The following is a 17,807-nucleotide window of genomic DNA, read 5'->3' as shown; positions in this document are numbered from 1 at the left end:
CGCGGGAGATTGGAAACACCCCGAAAGTCCCTGCCGAAAGAGGCCGCCATGATCCCCTACCGTCCCATTCCTCCCCTGACCGCAGGCGAGCGCAAGGGCTGGGCGTCAGTGCTTGCCGCCGTCGTCAGGGCCGCGTTGCTGGGCGTGCAGCCGCAGTAGTTCCTAGCGGCAGCCGCAGCCTGCGAGCGCCGTGGCGGCCCGGTCCAGGGCCTCCTTGTTGCCGGCGGCCCCGGGCGTCAGTCCGTTGCCGATGAACGAGAAGACCAGGAGCCGCCCGTCAGCGTCCACCACGTAGCCGCTCAGCGCGAGCACCGTGTTCAGGGTTCCGGTCTTGGCCCGCACCAGCCCCGCGCCGCCGGACGTTGTGGCATCGCCGTAGCGGGCGTCGAGCGTTCCGGACAGGCCGCCAACCGGAAACCCGTCCAGGGCGGCGCGCAGCCTGGTGTCGGTACCGGTGGTCATGGCACGCACCACCTCCGCCAACAGGCCGGAAGGGACCTGGTTGCCCATGGCCAGCCCGCACACGTCCGCCAGCTTCACAGAGTCCGCGGCGATCCCGGCTGCCCCGAGTTCGGCAGCCACGGCGGCCACAGCGCCATCGTTGCTGCCCGGCCTGCCCGTGGCCACCGCGGCCATCCGGCCCATGGTTTCGGCCAGGTAGTTGTCCGATACCTGCAGCATCAGGTCCACCTGCTCTCCCACGGTGGCCGAGTCAATGCCCGCCAGGGCTGCAGCGCCGGGAGCGGCGGGGGAACGTTCGACGCCGGCCGCCACCGTCAGTCCCGCACCGGCACCTGCCGCGCGCAGCTGCCCGGCGAACGCCTCTGCCGCGGCCATCGCGGAGTCCTGCGGGCGCGGACCTGTGGTGACGGCGGGATCGAACCGCGCCGAGTTGAGCGCCAGAGGAGAGAGGGGTGCTATTTCGCCGGCTTCAACGTCGCCCGACTGCCAGTTGGGATTCAGTGCCGGCCCGGTAAAGAGGGAGTCATCCACCAGGACCTTGATGGTTCCCGTGGTCCCGGCGGCCTGCAGGGCCCGGACCGTCAGGGCGGCAAGGGTGCCAAGGCCTGCGTGGCCCATCACCTGGTTCGGCTGTGATTCCCCTGCCCCGAGGAGAACGTCGCCACCGCCCACCAGCACCACCTGTCCCGGCGCGGGGCCTGGCACCACCTTGGTGGTGAAGCGGTGCTCCGGTCCCAGCGTGCGCAGTGCGGCCACCGCCGTCAGCAGCTTGAGGTTCGACGCCGGAACCCGGCCGTCCGCGCCGCCCCTGTCAAAGAGCACCTGGCCCGTGAGCGCATCCTGCACCGTGCCGGTGAAAGTACCGCCGCCGTCGGTCATCAACACCGGCTCCACCTGGGCTGTTACCGCTGGCCGGACCGGCACTGGCGCGGACGGCTGAAGCGGGGCGAGCACCTGCGGTGCCGAAAGGGTTGCCGGAGCCTGCTGCCAGGCAGGAGTGGCGGGAGTGGACGCGGGGGCGCTGGAGCCGAACAATCCGGGGCCGAGGAATCCGGGAGCCACCAGCAGGGCGCCCGGGACGGCGAGGATGAGCAGGACCAATGCCGCCAGCGCCAAGTGCCAGGGCTTTCGAGGCCGCCCGCCACCGTTTCCCGGGCGGCGGGACAAACGGTCACGCGTGGGTTCCCGGCTGGTTGTTTTGGTCATGCTGGTGCTGGTCCTCAAGTCCTGAAATTCCCCACAAGTTCCTGATTCCAGGGCCTCTCGCTATATCCTCAATACTAGTCGGCGGCACCGACACTCTCATTTACGGGCCCGTCAAGTGTGCCGCGCACCCCCCTGCAATTGCCGAGGAGCATTCCATGAAGCACGACGTGACCATCGAGATCCCCAAGGGATCGCGCGTCAAGTACGAAGTTGACCACGAGACCGGCCGCGTCCGCCTGGACCGCGTCCTCTTCACCTCCATGCAGTACCCCACGCACTACGGGTACTTCGAAAACACCCTCGGCGAGGACGGCGACCCGCTGGACGCACTGGTGCTCCTGCAGGACTTCGACCTGCACCCGGGTGTCATTGTCGAGTCCCGCCCCATCGGCGTCTTCAACATGACCGACGACGGCGGCGGGGATGCCAAGATCCTGTGCGTGCCCGTGGACCCCCGGTTCGACCACATCCAGGAAGTCAGCGACGTCAACGAGTTCCTGATCAAGGAAATCGAGCACTTCTTCACCCGCTACAAGGACCTGGAGCCGGGCAAGTGGGTCAAGGCCGAAGGCTGGGGCGACCGCGCCGCCGCCGAAGCCGAACTGGAGGCCTCCATCAAGCGCTACGTGCCCACCGGACACTAGTCCCCCTGACGGCGTGGGCCCACCTCCTTGTTGACGGCCCACTCCAACGACCAGTCCGACGGCGGGTGCCCGGCTTTTCGAAGCCGGGCACCCGCCGTCGTTGTTCCAGGAAGTTGTGGCATGGTGAAGCTGTGAGTTCCGAGCCCGCCGTAACGTCCCAGCTCTTGTTCCAGCCTCCCTGCGGGCCCGTCTCCGGTTGGCGTGACGGCGGGGTCATCCGCGCCACCGGCATCCCGTACGCCAGGGCGCAACGGTTCCAGCCGCCGGCCCCGGCCCCGGACTGGACTGCGGAATTTGCCGCCACCTCCCTCTCCCCTGCGTGCCCGCAGGCACCCGTGCCGTTCCTCGATGACGTCCTGGGCACCAGGTACGGCGAGCTCCCTGGCAGCGAGGACTGCCAGAACCTGTCCGTCACGATGCCCGGTGACCTGATGCCGGGTGAGAAACTGCCGGTCATGGTGTGGATCCATGGCGGCTCCTACACCACCGGTTCCGGGGACCTGGCCATCTTCGACCCCGCCCGGCTGGTCGCCGAAAACCGCGTCATCGTGGTGTCCGTGACGTACCGGCTGGGCCTGTTCGGGTTCCTGGCCACTCCCACGGGCCGGCCCGGCAACCTGGGCCTGCTCGACCAGCTTGAGGCCTTCCGCTGGGTGCAGCGGAACATCGCCGGCTTCGGCGGCGATCCGGGCCAGGTCACCGCGTTCGGCCAGTCCGCGGGCGGCGACGCGATTGCCCACCTGATAGCCACGCCCGAGGCGCCATCCCTCTTCCAGCGCGCCATCATCCAAAGCGCGCCGCTGGGCATCACCCGCGGCCGGGCAAAGATGAATCACGCCATGGGCATCGCCGCGGATTCCGTAACGGAGGAGACGCCCGCCCTGGACGTGGTGGCCCGTGAAGCAGAAGTTACCCAAGTGGCCAGGAAGTTTGGCATGCTTGCCGCCATGCCGTTTGGAACCCAGTACGGCCACGACCCGCTCCCGGAGGAGTCCGGCATCGAGGCAGCCTGGAACCGGAGCGCGCCCGCAATCGAGGTACTGATTGGCCACACCTCTGAGGAGGCCCGCCTGTTCCTGCCCCGCAACCCGCGGCTCATGCGGCTGGCCGCCGTTCCGCTGGTGGGGGCCGCCGCCGTCCGCGCCATCGACTGGGTGGTCACCGAAACCGTATACGGCCGGGCCACCAGGCGGTTCGCCCGCCGGCACGCCAAAGCGGGAGGCCGTGCCCACCGCTACGTTTTGGATTGGCACGCCCCCGGGAACATCTTCGGCGCCGCCCACACTGTGGACCTGCCCCTGCTGCTGGGCACCCGGAAGACCTGGGAGGGCGCGGGCCTGATCGAGGGCGCCCGCTGGGAGGATGTTGAGGCCGCGGGCCGGGAGATGCGCGCGCTGTGGGCCGGCTTTGCGGGGGGCGGGGACCTCGGGAAATCCGGCGGCATCCCGGGTGTCCTGCGCTACCGAGCCGTCTGAGCCCGGCATGAAGACCCTCGGCGTGGACCTGGCGGCAGCCACCAAGAAGACGGCGGTTGCGGTCATCGATTGGGGCGGTGACCGGGCCCGCCTTACCCACCTGGCCCTGGACGTGGGTGACCAGGAGATCGTGGAGCTGTTCGGCACCTGCGACATGACCGGCGTCGACTGCCCCGTGGGCTGGCCCGACGCGCTCATCCCGTTCCTCACCGGCCACCTGAACAACATTGCGGCCCCGGTCCTCGAACACGACGGCATCGCAGGCCGCAGGTTGCTTGCCTACCGGGACACGGACCGGTTCTGCACCGCCCAGACCGGCCTGATCCCGCTGAGCGTCTCCGCGGACCGGCTGGCCCATCCTGCCATGCGCTGCGCTGTGATCCAGGCAAAGATCGCCGCGCTGCACGGTCCGCAACGGCGCGACGGGGCCGGACGCCTCGCCGAGGTGTATCCGGCGGCATCGCTGAAGATCTGGGGCCTCAACGGGCGCGGCTACAAGGGCCGGGGTGTCCCGGAAGCCGAACGCCTCAGCCTCCTGCTGGCTGCCCTGGAGGAACAGGCACCGTGGCTGGACCTGGGCGGTTACCGGGACAGACTGACCAGTTCGGACGACCTGTTCGACGCCGTCATAGCCTCACTGACCGCCCGTGCCGTGGCCCGTCGTCGTACGCTCCTGCCCGATGGTGCCCACGCCCAGGCCGCCCGCAGCGAAGGCTGGATCCACCTGCCCAGCTGCACGCTGGACGAACTCCCGGGGCAGTAAGTCAGCCGCCCAGCTTCCAGTTCCGGATCTCCTCCGGGTCCTCGCCGTGCGTGCGGGTGTGCGCGCGGGCGCGGCTGCGCCGGTCCTGCAGGTCCTGGCGCAGGAGCGAGTGCTTCTCCGCCATGCCCGGCACGCGGTCGATCGCATCGATGGCGAGGGTGAAGCGGTCGATGCCGTTGAGCATGGCCATGTCGAACGGCGTGGTGGTGGTCCCCTCTTCCTTGTAGCCGTGCACGTGCAGGCCCTGCTGGTTGGTGCGCCGGTACGCCAGCCGGTGGATCAGCGCGGGATACCCGTGGTAGGCGAAAATAACAGGCTTGTCCGGGGTAAAGATCCCATCGAAGTCGTGGGCCGGGAGGCCGTGCGGATGCTCGCTTTCGTCCTGCAGCCGCATCAGGTCCACCACGTTGACCACGCGGACCTTGAGTCCGGGTGCGCCCTCGCGGAGCAGCTCGGCCGCCGCCACGGTCTCCACCGTGGGTACGTCACCGGCGCAGGCAAGGACGACGTCGGGCTCCTCGCCGGGCACTTCGGACCCCGCAAACGTCCAAATCCCCAAGCCACGGCGGCAGTGGTTGGCGGCGTCCCCCGGGCCAAGCCAGGTGGGCGAGGGCTGCTTGCCGCTGACCACAATGTTCACGTAGTCCGTGGAAGCGAGGCAGTGCTCCATGACGGACAAGAGAGTGTTGGCGTCCGGCGGCAGGTACACCCGGATGACCTCGGCCTTCTTGTTGACTGCATGGTCGATGAAGCCCGGGTCCTGGTGCGAGAACCCGTTGTGGTCCTGCTGCCACACATGCGAGGACAGGAGGTAGTTCAGCGAGGGCACCGGCTGGCGCCAGTGCAGTTTGCGGGACACCTTCAGCCACTTGGCGTGCTGGTTGAACATGGAGTCGACAATGTGGACGAAGGCCTCGTAGCAGTTGAAGACCCCATGCCGGCCGGTGAGCAGGTAGCCTTCCAGCCAGCCTTGGCACAGGTGCTCGCTCAGCACCTCCATCACCCGGCCGGACCGCGCCAGGTGCTCATCGACGTCGTCAATCCGGTACTGCCACACCTTGTCGGTGACCTCGTAGACGTTCTGCAGCCGGTTGGACGCCGTCTCATCCGGGCCGAACAGCCGGAAGTTCTCCATGTTCTGCGCAATAACGTCCCGCATCCAGGAGCCAAGCGTGACCATGGGGCTGACCCGCTCGATGCCGGGAGTGGGCACCTCCACGGCGTGGTCCCGGTACGCGGGCAATTTCAGCGCGCGCCGGAGCAGCCCGCCGTTGGCGTGCGGCGTAGCGCTCATGCGGAAATCTCCCGTGGGCGCACCCTCTGCGATGTCGGGCCTGAGCCTGCCGTCGCCGTCGAACAGTTCGTTGGGCCGGTAGGACAGCATCCACTCCTCCAGCTGCTTCAGGTGCTCCCCGTTGGTGCGGACCTCCGACAGCGGCACCTGGTGCGCCCGCCACGTGCCTTCCACCTGCAGCCCGTCCACCATGCGGGGGCCGGTCCAGCCCTTCGGCGAGCGCAGGACGATCAGTGGCCAGCGGTGTCCACCCTCCCCCGCATCCTCACCGGAGAGGTCTTGCCGGTGGGTGTCCTGGATGGCTTTGATGTCCGCCAGGCAACGGTCCAGGACAGCGGCGAAATCCTGGTGTGCCTGTTCCGTGCTGTCCGGGTCCGCCACGGTGACGAAGTACGGCTCGTGCCCGTAGCCGCGCAGCAGCTGCTCCAACTGCTGCTCAGGCATCCGGGCGAGGATGGTGGGGTTGGCGATCTTGTAGCCGTTCAGGTGCAGGATGGGCAGCACCGCGCCGTCCGCCGCGGGATCCAGGAAGTTGTGGGAGTGCCAGCTGGCGGCCAGTGGCCCGGTTTCCGCCTCGCCGTCGCCAATCACGACGGCGGTCACCAGCTGGGGGTTATCGAAGACCGACCCGTAAGCGTGCGCCAGGGAGTACCCGAGTTCCCCGCCTTCGCTGATGGAGCCGGGAGTTTCCGGGGCGGCGTGGCTGGGGATGCCGCCGGGGTAGGAGAACTGCCGGAACAGTTCCGCCAGGCCGGCCTCATCGTTGCCCACATGGCCATAGATTTCAGAGTAGGTTCCCTCCAGCCATGCATTGGCGACGACGGCGGGGCCGCCATGGCCGGGACCGGCCACAAAGAGCATCTCCAGTGAGTCACGGCGGATCACGCGGTTAAGGTGCGCGTAGATGAAGTTGAGCCCAGGGGTGGTCCCCCAGTGGCCCAACAGGCGGGACTTGGTGTCCTCCGCCTGCAGCGGTTCCCGCAGGAGCGGGTTGGACCGCAGGTAGATCTGCCCCACGGAAAGATAGTTCGCGGCCCGCCACCACTTATCAACGAGCTCGAGTTCTTCCTGCGGAAATGCGTCCTGCTGCATCCGGTCCTGCTGCTGCCCGTCCTGCCCTGCGCTGCCGGCCATGACCATCCTTACGTCGGGTGTGCCGCTGCAGGCGGCCGTTCCCCCATCGCAACAGATGAAGGGGCAGGCAGGCAACCCCCGCCGTCGGGCTTTTCCGCCCTTGCCGCACAGCGCATGGCACAGGTTCCCGGCAGACGGCGCGGCCGCGGAACAGTAAGACTGACCCACGGGCCCACATTCCGGCGGGGATCCAGGGGCGCTGACCACTCGTAACATGCCGGTTCCGCCGTTCCTACTTCCGGGTAGTGTGGACCCAGAATGTTCACCCTGACCATCAACCAGACGGACAGCCGGCGCGACGGCGACCAGGTTCCGCAGCTGCTCAAGGCACTGCGGCACATTCCCGCGCGCCTGGATTTCGACCGGTCCGTGGAGGACGAAGTCCAAGGGATCGTCGAGTGTCCGCACCAGGCCGTGGACACCGCCCTGATCGCGCTCCGCAGCGGGTACTGGTACGTGGGAATCGGCGTAGGACCGGTGAATGAACCGCTGCCCAACCAAGTCAAGGACGCGTCGGGCCACGGCCTGGTGTACGCGCGGCGCGCCGTGGACAGGCTTCGCAACAGCAAGGAACGCATCCCGGTGGCCGTAGAGGGGCCCCTGGCTGATGCAGCCCACGACGCCGAGGCCGTCCTTCGCCTCCTGGGCCACATCGTGCGGGACCGTTCGGGCGCAGAGTGGCGGGTGCTGGACCTGCTGACACCTGGCGTCCGCGGGCAGCAGAAGGCGGTGGCGCAGGAACTGGGCATCACCACCCAGGCTGTCAGCAAAGCGGTGGCACGGTCGCAGTGGAACGAGGAACATGCCGCCCGGCCCGCTGCCGCAAGACTGCTGGCGCTGATCCTCGCAGCCACGTAACCCGGGGCGGGGTAACCCGCTTAGGCGTGGTCCGCCGTCGTCATTCCTGCCTGGACGTGCGCGCCCGGCTTTAGCTGCCGGCGGCTGCCATTACCGGTTCGCCGTTGAAGTACTCCAGCTTCCAGCCGTCCATCGCGTGGTGATGTGCCAGGTTCAGGGCGGCGTTGTCCACGCTGGCGAGGGTCTGGCCGATGGCGCGGCTGAGGCTGACGCGCAGCAGCGTGCCATGTGTGACCACCAGGAGCCGCTGGCCGCGGAACTCCTCTGCCAGGGCTTCCAGGGCGGCGAGGCCCCGGTCTGCGGCCTCGTCTTCGCTTTCCGCACCCTTGAAGCCGCCGGGAACCCGGAGCGCCTCCAGCTCCGGGCCCGCCTGCATCCCTTCGGCAGGACCGAAGCTGCGCTCGGTGAGCTCCGGGACGCGCCGGGATACCGTCAGCCCGAGCCCTTCGGCGATCAGGTCAGCCGTTTCCGCGGCGCGGCTCAGGGGCGAGGAAACGATGGCGTCCCACTCGTAAGGGGCGAGGACGGCGACCGCGTCACGCGCCTGGCCGCGTCCGACGTCGTTCAGAGGGATATCGGTTGATCCCTGCAGCCGGCGCTCGGCATTCCAGTCGGTCTGGCCATGGCGGACGAGGGCGAACGTCGTAAGGGTCATGCCCCTATTCTGCCTTGGCCGCGGACCGGGACCGGAATCGCGGCAGCGGAAAGTGTCTTGCAGCGCCTTACAGCAGGCTGCGGAGCACGTGGGCCGCGCCGTCGTCGTGCACCGAGTGGGTGACCTCATCGGCAGCGGCCACCACCTCTGCCGGAGCCTGCCCCATGGCCACGCCGCGGCCTGCCCAGGCGAGCATTTCGATGTCATTCCTGCCGTCACCCACAGCCACCGTGAGGTGCTCCTCGAAGCCGAGCCGGACGCGCAGGTTTTCCAGGGCGCTGGCCTTGGTGACGCCGGCGGCGGCGATGTCCAGCCACGCGGTCCAGCCCACGGAGTAAGTCACTCCGGCCAGGCCCACGTGGTTGATGGCCTCGTTGAACTCCTCGGGGGTGTTTTCGGTGCTGAACACCACCACGCGGACGGCGGTTGCCTCCAGCATGGTGTGGAAGTCCACGCCCACCGCCTCGACCCCAAAGCTGGCATCCTGGAACCGCTCCGTGGACAGGAAATTACCGTCGGCGTCCTCCAGCGCATACTTGGCGGACGGGAGGCGTTCGCGGAGGGCGCGCAGGGCCGGCGCGGGATCGAACGTGGCTTTGTGGATCACCTCGTAACCGTTTTCCAGCTCCGGGTGGAGCCGCAGGGTCACGCCGCCGTTGCAGCAGACCGCATACCCGCGCTCGATGCCGATCTTCTCGATGATGGGAAGCGTGGCATTCAGCGACCGGCCGGTGGCAATCATCACCTCGTGTCCGGCGGCCACTACGGCCTGCGCGGCATCCCGCACCCCGGGGGACATGTGGCCGTCATGGTTGACCAGGGTGCCGTCCACATCCAGTGCGACCATGAATTTCCGGTCAATAGGGGTGAACTCAATGTTGTTCAGGTTGTTGTTCTGGTCATTCTCTCGCCGGTCATCGTTGCCGGCGACTGAGGTTTCAGTCAGCGTTGTCATCCACATAGTGAACCAGACGTAACTGACACGCGCTAGGACGGGGACCACACGTTTACTGAACTGTTGGTTAACACGGCGGATTTCCACATGGCTGCTGTGCCGGCGTCTCCTTCGTTATGCACCCGCCGACGGACACCGCACCCCCGCACGCGCCGGTGCCATGTCCATTGGCAGGTGCGGTTAGGAGATCCCTGGTTGTCCACATGCACCTGCTGCCCGCTTCAACGACGGTGCATCATCCTGTGACGATGAGCGGCATGCACCTGAACTCGGCTCAAGATCTCCGCCTCACCACGGGGGATGCCCGCTCACTCAGCAGGCGCTATGCCCAGGGTGAACTTGTCCGCGTCCGCAAAGGTGTTTACGCCCGGAAGGAAGAGTGGGTATCCCTGGCTCCGTGGGAAAGATACCTCCAGACAGTCCGCGCCGTGGACCTGGAACTCCCGGGATCCGCATTCTGCCTGAACTCAGCGATTGCTGTTTGGAACTTGGACCTGCTTGCAGTTCCTGGATGCGTCCATCTGTCCGGGGCATCGAGGGGGCACCGGCCGGAAGCAACCCACCACTTCCGCGGCGTGCAACAGGTCCGGTCACACAGGCATCGAACACATCAGCGCTTACGGCGTTCACAGGCATCGTGGCCACCCTGCCGCAGTGGAGCACGCAGGGCTTCAGGTAACCCCCCTGCCCGAGACCGTAGTAGGAGTCATCGCGACGGAAAGCTTCGCGGCAGGAGTAGTGCTGACGGACCACGCAATTAGCAGCCGCCGCACTTCGGGACCTGCGCTCAGCAAGGATGAACTGCTGGGCACGGCTGCCCGGCTCCCCGGCTCCTATGCTCCAGGCAAAGTTCAAAGTTCCGGCAGGCGGGTTCCTCCTCGCCCGGACTGACTTCTTCTGGCCTAAGTACCGGCTTATCGGGGAGTTCGACGGCGACGCGAAGTATCTCAGTGACCACTACCTGGGCACCCGGACGGCACGGCAGGCCGTACTGGCGGAGAAGAAACGCGAGGACAGGCTGCGGGCGGCCGGCTTCCCGGTTGTTCGATGGGACTGGGCAACAGCGTCCGACCCCGCCCGCTTCGCGGCATGCCTCCGGCAGGCAGGCCTGCCGGTCGCCCGGAGCAGACTATCTGGCACGTGTCCAGGTCCGGGTGCACCAGCAAAAAGAAACCTACAGGACCGGCAAAACCTCAAGGCCGCCGATGTACTTCTGCAGCGCCTTGGGCACGTTGACCGAGCCGTCCGGGTTCTGGTGGTGCTCCAGCAGCGCCACGATCCAGCGGGTGGTGGCCAGGGTGCCGTTCAGGGTGGCCACGGCACGGGTGCCCTTGGAGACCCCTTCAGCGTTGACCACCCGTTCACGGATGTTCAGGCGGCGGGCCTGGAAGGTGGTGCAGTTGGAGGTGGACGTCAGCTCGCGGTAGGCGCCCTGCGTGGGAACCCAGGCCTCGCAGTCGTACTTGCGTGCGGCGGAAGTGCCCAGGTCGCCCGCCGCGGTGTCAATCACCCGGTAGGGCAGCTCGCACTTGGCCAGCATCTCCTCTTCCCAGGCCAGCAGCCGCTGGTGCTCGGCGGCGGCCTCCTCAACCGTGGTGTAGATGAACATCTCCACCTTGTTGAACTGGTGCACGCGGATGATGCCGCGGGTGTCCTTGCCGTGCGAACCGGCCTCGCGGCGGTAGCAGGAGCTCTGGCCGGCGTAGCGGATGGGGCCGGCGGAGAAGTCCAGGATCTCGTCGGCGTGGTACCCGGCCAGCGCCACCTCGGAGGTGCCCACCAGGTAAAGGTCGTCTTCGGCGAGACGGTAGATCTCGGCGTCGTGCTTAACATCGAAGCCCGTACCCTGCATGGTCTCCGGGCGCACCAGCGTGGGGGTGATCATGGGAACGAAGCCCGCTTCGATGGCCTGGTCCATGGCCATCTGCAGCAGGGCCATTTCCAGCCGGGCTCCAACGCCTTTGAGGAAGTAGAAGCGGGCGCCGGAGACCTTGGCCCCGCGCTCCATGTCGATGGCGCCGATCAGCTCACCGATCTCCAGGTGGTCACGCGGCTCGAAGTCGGGGAATTCGCGGGGCGTGCCAACGGTCTTAACCACCACGTAGTCGTCCTCGCCGCCTTCGGTAACGCCGTCCTCCACCAGGTTGGGGATGGTGCGCAGCAGTTCTTCCTGCTTGAGCTGGGCGGCATCGGCCTCCGCGGAGGCTGCCTTGACGGAATTGGCCAGCTCCTTGACCTCGGACAGCAGGGCCTGCTTCTCCTCGCCCTTGGCTTTGGCCACCTTCTTGCCGAACACGTTCTGTTCCGCGCGGAGGTTTTCGAAGCGGAGCAGGGCGGCACGGCGGGTGGAGTCCGCGGAGATGATCGCGTCCACCACTGATTCGTCCGCGCCGCGGGCACGCTGGCTGGCACGGTACTTGTCCGGGTTTTCGCTGAGGTCTTTTACGTCGATCACCAGACAAGGGTATCCAATTCGGTGCACGACGGCGGGCGGCGGCCTCCGTGCCCCCGCCTGCCGCGCGCCGGGCTACTGTTGAACCACCATGAGCGACTGGATTCTCTACCTGCTGATTGCGGTGGCGCTTGCCTTCGCCACGTCCAGCTGGTGGGGGGTGCGGCGCCTCAAAGCCCTGCACGTCCGCAGCGCCGTGGCCGGGGAAGCCTACGAATCCGGGCTGGGGCAGCAGCGGGTGGCCGTGGTCCTGAATCCCATCAAGGCGCGGGCAGCCGAGGCGCGGGCAACGATCCAGCGGGCCTGCCTGGCAGCCGGATGGGAAGAGCCGGTCTTTTTCGAAACCACGGCGGAGGACCCCGGCTTCTCCCAGATGCAGGCCGCCCTTGCGGGCAAGCCCGACGTCGTCCTGGTGGGCGGCGGCGACGGCACTGTACGCGTGGTGGCTGAGGCCCTGGCCAACACGAACGTGGCAATGGGCCTGATCCCCCTGGGCACGGGAAACCTGCTGGCACGCAACGTAGACCTGGACGTCAACGATCTGCATGGCAACATCCAGACCGCACTCTTCGGCCGCCAGCGCTACATCGACACCGCCCGGATGGCCATCGAGAACTCCCGTACCGGCCATTACTCGGAACACCTCTTCCTGGTGATCGCGGGCATCGGGATGGACGCGGAGGTGCTGGCCGACACCAACGCGGGGCTGAAGAAGGCCGTGGGCTGGCTTGCCTACACGGAGGCCGGCGTCCGCCACCTTCCCGGCCGGCGCAAAAAGGTATCCATCGCCCTGGACGGCAGCCCGGAGCAGATCCGGAATATCCGCAGCGTGCTGTTCGCCAACTGCGGCCTGGTACCGGGCGGCATCGATTTCATTCCGCAGGCCATGATCGACGACGGCATGCTGGACGTGGTGGTGATGAGTCCCCGGAGCGCCCTTGGCTGGCTGCTGATGTACATGAAGATCATGTTCAAGCACAGCGGAAAGCTGCCCATCATGACCGTGTACCGCTCCACCAAGGTGGTCATCAAGTGTCCCGAGCCCATGCCCACGCAGCTCGACGGCGACACGTCCGGTGAGGCGACGCAGCTTACGGTCCGGGTGGAGCCCCGGTCGCTCCTGGTCAGGGTGAAAGGGCAGGTCCAGGCAGCGATGGGATAAAGACTCCGGGGCCACGTTGGCGCCCGCTTACGGGAGGGCCGGCGTCCGGATGACGGCCTGGTCAGGAGCCGGCTTCCTCTTCTGGTTCCTTCTCCACGTGCGTGCCGTGCTTGGCGGCCGCATGGGCTTCGGACTGCTCGCGGATCATGGCCTGCTCCTCTTCGAAGCGCAGGCGGTCAGCCCGGTCCGCGTCGTCCCCGTCCCAGTCCTGGTTGTCTCCCGACGGCTTGGGGTTGACGATCATCCCCTGGCCGTCGTTTTCGGTGCTGCTGGTCATGACCCTCTCCCTTCGTCAGGGGCCATACCCCGTGTGGATCAGGTAAGCATACGCATTGTCCACAGCCCGGGGAAGTACTTCGGAGCGCTTTTGCCTACGCTGTTGGCGAAGCCGCAAAACCGTTTTCACCTGCGGGGCGTTCCCCCGACAGGATGGATTCAACCCAGGATCGGGCGGCCGAGAACGCTTCATCGGAGGTGTGTGGCGCCACCTGGGAGGCCTGGCCGTCCGCCCTGGGGTAGGAGCCCAAAAAACGCGTCGCCGGGCTGATGCGGTGAAGCCCCGCCAGCGCATCAGCCACCCGGGCGTCGCCCACGTGGCCGTCAGCGTCAATACTGAAGAAGTAGTGGCCCAGGTACTGTCCCGTGGGGCGGGATTCGATCCGGCTGAGATTGACGCCGCGGCTGGCGAACTGGTCCAGGATCTCCATGAGTGCACCCGGGCGGTCCTCCGGCAGCGGGACAGCCACCGTGGTTTTGTCCGCGCCGGTGGGGGCCGGAAGCACTTCCGGGCGGCTGACCAGGATGAAGCGGGTCACGGCGCCGTGATTGTCACCAATGTTTTCCGCAAGGACCGACAGTCCAGCATGTTCCCGTGCCACGAGGGGAGCACAAATGGCCGCGTCGTAGTGGCAGTCTTTGTCCAGCAGGCCCACGGCGGCGGCCGCAGTGGAGGACCCCGGGACAAATTCCGCTTCGGGTATGTTCTTGTCCATCCACAGCCGGCACTGGGCCCAGGCGTGTCCGTGGGTGGAGATTCTCCGCACGTCCTCCAGCCGCACGCCAGGGCCGGCCACGAGGACGAAGGTGATGGGAACCAGGACCTCACGAACGATGCGGAGTTCCGGGCCGCCCGAGATTGCATCCAGGGTGGCGGTGACTCCACCCTCAACCGAGTTCTCGATCGGGACCATCGCAGCATCCGCCGCCCCGTCGCGCACCAGGTCCAGGGCAGCGTTGACGTTGGACGCGGGAACGCGGACCGCCTGGAGCGCGTCCGGAACCTGCAGGAGCGCAGCCTCGGTGAAGGTACCTTCCGGCCCCAGGAAGGCGTAGGTATGGGAAGCAGCGGGCACTAAAGCACCAAGGGCTTGAGTCCGTTGTCCGAGACCAGGGGCTTGCCGGATTCGAGCCACTGGTCCATTCCTCCGGCGACGTTGATGGCGGTATACCCCTGGCCCGTGAGCCACTGGGCAACGCGGAAGGACCGGCCGCCGGTGCGGCAGATGACGTAGACGTCCTCATCGGGATCGAGCTCGCCCAGCCGGGCCGGGACCTGGTCCATGGGGATGTGGAGTGCGCCGTCAGCATGTCCGGCAACCCACTCGTAGTCCTCGCGGACGTCCAGGATTACCGCGTCGGTAGGGACGTCATGGACGGGGACGGTATCGAAATCACTCATCGGAAGTCCTGTCTTGGCGGATCAGAGTCACTTTTAAGCCTATCCCTTCCACCTGCTTCCGCCCCGACCGGAGCCGGCACGCTCGAAACAGATGCCGGAAAGCAGCGGGTTAGGCTGGTGGAGCACAAGGAGGTTTCCATGTCCCGAAAGCCCGTGGCCACCACCGCGCCAGCGCCGCGTCCGCGCGCACGGGCGGAGCGGAACACCCTGGGGCCGCAGCGGAAGGCACGTCTTCGTGGCTGAACTCCACGACCTTTCGGCAATGCAGCTGCGGAATCTCCTGCGCAGTGGAACGGTCTCCGCCGCAGATGCCGCCGCCCATTTCCTCGCGCGGATCGGGCAGCAGAACCCCCGCCTGGGGGCCTTCATCACCGTCACCGGGGACCAGGCCATGGAACAGGCACGGGCAGCTGATGCCCGTTACTCCCGCGCCCTGGACAGCGACCTTCCCCTGCTGCACGGCATGCCTCTGGCCTTCAAGGACCTCACCGACGTGGCCGGGGTGGTGACCACGCACGGCAGTGCTGCACTGGAGCACAAGCCTGCGCCGTCGGACGCTCCCCTGGTGTCCCTCTTCAAGGACGCCGGCGTGATTCCGCTGGGCAAGACGCAGGTGCCCGAATTCGGACTGACGGCCTACAGCGAAAACCGCATCGCACCGCCGTCGCGCAATCCCCATGCCCCCAGCAGGAGTTCGGGAGGTTCGTCCGGCGGCAGCGCCGCGGCGGTGGCGGCAGGGCTGCTGCCGTTCGCGCCGGGGACCGACGGCGGCGGATCGGTCAGGATTCCGGCCGCGGCGTGCGGATTGGTGGGGCTGAAACCGGGCCGGGGCCTGGTGCTGGCCGGGGAAAGCGCGGGAGATCCGGCCCGCCTGGTGGCGCCCGGGCCCCTTGCGCGCAGCGCGGAGGATGCAGCACTGATGATGGATGCGCTGGCACCGGGGAACGGATACCTCCAGGCACTGCGCCAGGAGCCTTCCCGGCTCCGCATCGGCGTCACGCTGGACAGCCCATGGTCGGGCACCTTTCCCTTCACGCCCGACGCCGAGGCACTTGACGCCCTCCGCGCCGGCAAGGCCCTCCTGGAACACGCGGGCCATGTCCTTGCCGACGCTGCCATCCGTTATGACAACCGCTACCCTGATGCCTTCACCACGGCCTGGACCGCCGGGGTGGGCACGGCGAGGATCAGCCCCACGCGCGAAGCCTTGCTGGCACCCCTGACCCGGACTTTCCGGCGGCGCGCCCAGCAGCGCAGCCCCGCGAAGCTCGCAGAGGCGCTGGCCTTCCTCCGGCAGTTCCAGCACGACACCGTGGCCCAGTACGGGCAGTGGGACCTCATGCTGATGCCGGCGCTGGCGCAGACCCCGCGGCCGGTGGGATGGTTCACCGGCACCGGACATGGCAGTGAGCGCTGGCCCGCGGCCCAATGGCCGGGCGATGCAGACGGCGACTACCGCAAGCAGTGCGAATTCGCGCCCTGGTCCTCCATGGTCAACGTGTGCGGCCTGCCGGCCATCACCATTCCCGTGTACTGGACCGGCGGGACCCCCGGCAGCGGGTTGCCCATGGGCATACAACTGGTGGGCCCCATGGGCTCGGAGGTACTCCTCCTTCAGGTGGCGCACCAGATAGGGTACTGACGCCAGCCACTGCTGTTGGCCGTTGTTGACCTGAACCTAACGGCCGCTTAACCCGCCCGTAATCCTCACGGCACAGACTGGAAGAAGCACCATTCAGCACCCTCCATTCGCCCTCCGCCCGATGAGGAGTTGCCCCACCATGAACGCAGAGAACCCTGCTGCCAACGCCGGAACCACCGGGATGGCCGACGACGAACGGCCGGACCTGAGCAACTCCAACGTCCGCGAGGACCTGGCCATGACGGGCCGGTGCGCCCTGGTCCACCTTCCCACGGGCCGGACCTGCCTCCTCCCCCTCCGCCACCAGGGGCCCTGCGAGTTCCACCGCCCGCAGGAGGCGCAGGACATGGTGCCTGGCAGCTGAGCGGCGCCCGGCTGGAAGCGGCTGGAAGCCTCCTGGTCCTGATGTCCCGGCCCATCGCGGGCCTTGCCTCCGCGGCCCCCTGCCCCTTCGCCGGTCTATCGACTCCCGCACCAAACCGGAGGACGATTAAAGGGCAGTCACCATAAGGAGGTCTGTGATGTGCTACGCATCGAGCAAGGACTTCGGGTGGGGCGCAAGGAAAGAAACCAAGCGTCAGCCTGAAGCGGAACCGGAGGCTCCCGAGAAGACCCCGGAGGAGCCGGACAAGGCACAGGAATTCACGTTCTGGGCCTTCCCCAAGTGGCGCCGGACGCCTGCGCCACGCACCCCCTCGGCCGAGCGGAGCAAGGAGAGGGTGTGACGACCGGGGCGACCGACCCGGACAGGAGTCACGGAGGGGTCCCCGCCCGGGGCCCCCTCCGCCATTGCGGCTCCATGACAGCTCCATGCCAGGCCTGTCCCTGATGCGCCGCACGCCGTCGTTCCAGTCGTTGTGCTGCGGGGATCCTGACGTCTATGGTTGAACAATAAGCATGCTTACCATCCTGGGAAGAGGGACGACAATGAGCGCAGGACAGTACACGCCGGGACCGGACCGCCGGCCGGAAACTGAACCCGGCACCACGCAGCCCGACTCCACGGCAGCACCGGCAGCACCGGCGGCCCCCGCCGCGGGGCGCGGCAACGCACCCTCTTACCGGGCAGACACACCGGACACGGCGGCGCCCACGGCCGCGGCCCCCAGGGCAGGCGCCGCCCCGGACCGCAAAGTCACCCGCGCAGGTGTCATCTGGGCCGCCGTGGTTGCCGCGCTTGTGCTGTTGATCCTGCTGATCATCTTCATCCTCCAGAACCAGGACCAGGCCCTGGTCCGTTTCCTGGGATTTGAAGGTTCTGTCCCGCTGGGCATGGCGCTCTTCATCGCCGCGGTGACCGGAGGGGTGCTGGTGGCAGTGGCAGGCGGTGCCCGCATCCTGCAGCTGCGCATGAATGTCCACCGGGACCGGGCGCGACAGCGGAGGTAAGCGCCCCAGGCGTACTCATGGCTTTGCGCGTGCCGGAC

17 protein-coding genes are annotated in these 17,807 nt (G+C 67.5%); 9 read left to right on the top strand and 8 right to left on the bottom strand.

Annotation, left to right across the window (positions count from 1 at the left end; translation table 11 throughout):
- Window positions 1–162: 162 nt before the first annotated feature.
- Window positions 163–1,668 carry a D-alanyl-D-alanine carboxypeptidase/D-alanyl-D-alanine endopeptidase gene (gene dacB / locus J2X98_RS05895; protein WP_307305411.1) on the bottom strand — a complete coding sequence of 502 codons (1,506 nt, stop codon included), beginning with the start codon at window positions 1,666–1,668 and terminating at the stop codon, window positions 163–165.
- Between the two features lie 155 nt (window positions 1,669–1,823).
- Between dacB and J2X98_RS05890 the strand changes: the two genes are divergently transcribed.
- The 3 genes from J2X98_RS05890 to J2X98_RS05880 all read left to right on the top strand — a co-directional run bounded on the left by J2X98_RS05890 (window position 1,824) and on the right by J2X98_RS05880 (window position 4,550).
- A complete protein-coding gene (locus J2X98_RS05890) occupies window positions 1,824–2,312 on the top strand; it encodes an inorganic diphosphatase (RefSeq protein WP_141944488.1) in 489 nt (162 codons plus the stop codon).
- A gap of 131 nt (window positions 2,313–2,443) precedes the next feature.
- The gene (locus J2X98_RS05885; RefSeq protein WP_307305407.1) at window positions 2,444–3,787 is read left to right on the top strand and encodes a carboxylesterase family protein; all 1,344 of its coding nucleotides are present in this window, start codon (window positions 2,444–2,446) and stop codon (window positions 3,785–3,787) included.
- Window positions 3,788–3,794: 7 nt separating this feature from the next.
- Window positions 3,795–4,550 carry a DUF429 domain-containing protein gene (locus tag J2X98_RS05880; RefSeq protein ID WP_307305402.1) on the top strand — a complete coding sequence of 252 codons (756 nt, stop codon included), beginning with the start codon at window positions 3,795–3,797 and terminating at the stop codon, window positions 4,548–4,550.
- 1 nt (window position 4,551) lies between these two features.
- Here J2X98_RS05880 and J2X98_RS05875 read toward each other — a convergent pair whose 3' ends face one another.
- Window positions 4,552–6,978: a phosphoketolase family protein gene (locus J2X98_RS05875; RefSeq protein ID WP_307305400.1), complete on the bottom strand. Its 2,427-nt coding sequence runs from the start codon at window positions 6,976–6,978 to the stop codon at window positions 4,552–4,554.
- 258 nt (window positions 6,979–7,236) lie between these two features.
- On the opposite strand from J2X98_RS05875, the gene J2X98_RS05870 reads away from it, so the two are divergent.
- On the top strand, window positions 7,237–7,836 hold the full coding sequence (locus J2X98_RS05870) for a MarR family transcriptional regulator (RefSeq protein WP_141944493.1): 600 nt from the start codon (window positions 7,237–7,239) through the stop codon (window positions 7,834–7,836).
- 70 nt (window positions 7,837–7,906) lie between these two features.
- On the opposite strand, the gene J2X98_RS05865 is transcribed toward J2X98_RS05870, so the two are convergent.
- From J2X98_RS05865 to serS, 3 genes are all read right to left on the bottom strand, one after another.
- The gene (locus tag J2X98_RS05865; RefSeq protein WP_307305395.1) at window positions 7,907–8,491 is read right to left on the bottom strand and encodes a histidine phosphatase family protein; all 585 of its coding nucleotides are present in this window, start codon (window positions 8,489–8,491) and stop codon (window positions 7,907–7,909) included.
- 67 nt (window positions 8,492–8,558) lie between these two features.
- Entirely contained in the window at window positions 8,559–9,446 is an 888-nt protein-coding gene (locus tag J2X98_RS05860; RefSeq protein WP_307305392.1) for an HAD family hydrolase, read from the bottom strand.
- 1,174 nt (window positions 9,447–10,620) lie between these two features.
- Window positions 10,621–11,901 carry a serine--tRNA ligase gene (gene serS, locus J2X98_RS05855; RefSeq protein ID WP_307305389.1) on the bottom strand — a complete coding sequence of 427 codons (1,281 nt, stop codon included), beginning with the start codon at window positions 11,899–11,901 and terminating at the stop codon, window positions 10,621–10,623.
- Between the two features lie 88 nt (window positions 11,902–11,989).
- On the opposite strand from serS, the gene J2X98_RS05850 reads away from it, so the two are divergent.
- Entirely contained in the window at window positions 11,990–13,060 is a 1,071-nt protein-coding gene (locus tag J2X98_RS05850; RefSeq protein WP_141944501.1) for a diacylglycerol/lipid kinase family protein, read from the top strand.
- Between the two features lie 61 nt (window positions 13,061–13,121).
- Here the strand turns inward: J2X98_RS05850 and J2X98_RS05845 are convergent, their stop codons facing one another.
- The 3 genes from J2X98_RS05845 to J2X98_RS05835 form a co-directional block, all read right to left on the bottom strand.
- A complete protein-coding gene (locus J2X98_RS05845; protein WP_141944503.1) occupies window positions 13,122–13,337 on the bottom strand; it encodes a hypothetical protein in 216 nt (71 codons plus the stop codon).
- Window positions 13,338–13,431: 94 nt separating this feature from the next.
- Window positions 13,432–14,412, bottom strand: coding sequence for a prephenate dehydratase (gene pheA, locus J2X98_RS05840; RefSeq protein WP_307305384.1), 981 nt, complete (start codon window positions 14,410–14,412; stop codon window positions 13,432–13,434).
- Window positions 14,412–14,738 (bottom strand): rhodanese-like domain-containing protein, encoded by a 327-nt coding sequence (locus J2X98_RS05835; protein WP_141944506.1) that lies wholly within the window; start codon window positions 14,736–14,738, stop codon window positions 14,412–14,414. Before J2X98_RS05835 ends, pheA begins: the two co-directional genes overlap by 1 nt.
- Window positions 14,739–14,973: 235 nt before the next feature.
- Between J2X98_RS05835 and J2X98_RS05830 the strand changes: the two genes are divergently transcribed.
- The 4 genes from J2X98_RS05830 (at window position 14,974) to J2X98_RS05815 (ending at window position 17,769) form a co-directional block, all read left to right on the top strand.
- A complete protein-coding gene (locus J2X98_RS05830; RefSeq protein ID WP_307305378.1) occupies window positions 14,974–16,380 on the top strand; it encodes an amidase in 1,407 nt (468 codons plus the stop codon).
- 139 nt (window positions 16,381–16,519) lie between these two features.
- Window positions 16,520–16,744, top strand: a complete 225-nt coding sequence (locus J2X98_RS05825) for a hypothetical protein (protein WP_141944510.1) — start codon at window positions 16,520–16,522, stop codon at window positions 16,742–16,744.
- Between the two features lie 157 nt (window positions 16,745–16,901).
- Complete coding sequence (locus J2X98_RS05820) at window positions 16,902–17,105, top strand: hypothetical protein (protein ID WP_141944512.1); 204 nt, start codon at window positions 16,902–16,904, stop codon at window positions 17,103–17,105.
- Between the two features lie 202 nt (window positions 17,106–17,307).
- Window positions 17,308–17,769 (top strand): LapA family protein, encoded by a 462-nt coding sequence (locus tag J2X98_RS05815; protein ID WP_307305372.1) that lies wholly within the window; start codon window positions 17,308–17,310, stop codon window positions 17,767–17,769.
- The last annotated feature ends 38 nt before the right edge of the window (window positions 17,770–17,807 follow it).

Origin of the sequence: Pseudarthrobacter enclensis, from assembly GCF_030811655.1 — a bacterium.
GTDB lineage: Bacteria > Actinomycetota > Actinomycetes > Actinomycetales > Micrococcaceae > Arthrobacter > Arthrobacter enclensis_A.
The sequence above is the reverse complement of the archived record's forward strand: the minus strand, read 5'-3'. Positions and strand labels throughout refer to the sequence as shown.

What these genes read in the sequence shown, in the direction of transcription:
- J2X98_RS05815 (WP_307305372.1), top strand. Translation starts at nt 17,308, where the DNA reads ATGAGCGCAGGACAGTACACGCCGGGACCGGACCGCCGGCCGGAAACT.
- J2X98_RS05835 (WP_141944506.1), bottom strand. Translation starts at nt 14,738, where the DNA reads ATGAGTGATTTCGATACCGTCCCCGTCCATGACGTCCCTACCGACGCG.
- J2X98_RS05890 (WP_141944488.1), top strand. Translation starts at nt 1,824, where the DNA reads ATGAAGCACGACGTGACCATCGAGATCCCCAAGGGATCGCGCGTCAAG.
- J2X98_RS05860 (WP_307305392.1), bottom strand. Translation starts at nt 9,446, where the DNA reads ATGACAACGCTGACTGAAACCTCAGTCGCCGGCAACGATGACCGGCGA.
- dacB (WP_307305411.1), bottom strand. Translation starts at nt 1,668, where the DNA reads ATGACCAAAACAACCAGCCGGGAACCCACGCGTGACCGTTTGTCCCGC.
- J2X98_RS05825 (WP_141944510.1), top strand. Translation starts at nt 16,520, where the DNA reads ATGAACGCAGAGAACCCTGCTGCCAACGCCGGAACCACCGGGATGGCC.
- J2X98_RS05870 (WP_141944493.1), top strand. Translation starts at nt 7,237, where the DNA reads ATGTTCACCCTGACCATCAACCAGACGGACAGCCGGCGCGACGGCGAC.
- J2X98_RS05820 (WP_141944512.1), top strand. Translation starts at nt 16,902, where the DNA reads ATGTGCTACGCATCGAGCAAGGACTTCGGGTGGGGCGCAAGGAAAGAA.
- J2X98_RS05850 (WP_141944501.1), top strand. Translation starts at nt 11,990, where the DNA reads ATGAGCGACTGGATTCTCTACCTGCTGATTGCGGTGGCGCTTGCCTTC.
- J2X98_RS05880 (WP_307305402.1), top strand. Translation starts at nt 3,795, where the DNA reads ATGAAGACCCTCGGCGTGGACCTGGCGGCAGCCACCAAGAAGACGGCG.
- J2X98_RS05845 (WP_141944503.1), bottom strand. Translation starts at nt 13,337, where the DNA reads ATGACCAGCAGCACCGAAAACGACGGCCAGGGGATGATCGTCAACCCC.
- J2X98_RS05865 (WP_307305395.1), bottom strand. Translation starts at nt 8,491, where the DNA reads ATGACCCTTACGACGTTCGCCCTCGTCCGCCATGGCCAGACCGACTGG.
- J2X98_RS05875 (WP_307305400.1), bottom strand. Translation starts at nt 6,978, where the DNA reads ATGGCCGGCAGCGCAGGGCAGGACGGGCAGCAGCAGGACCGGATGCAG.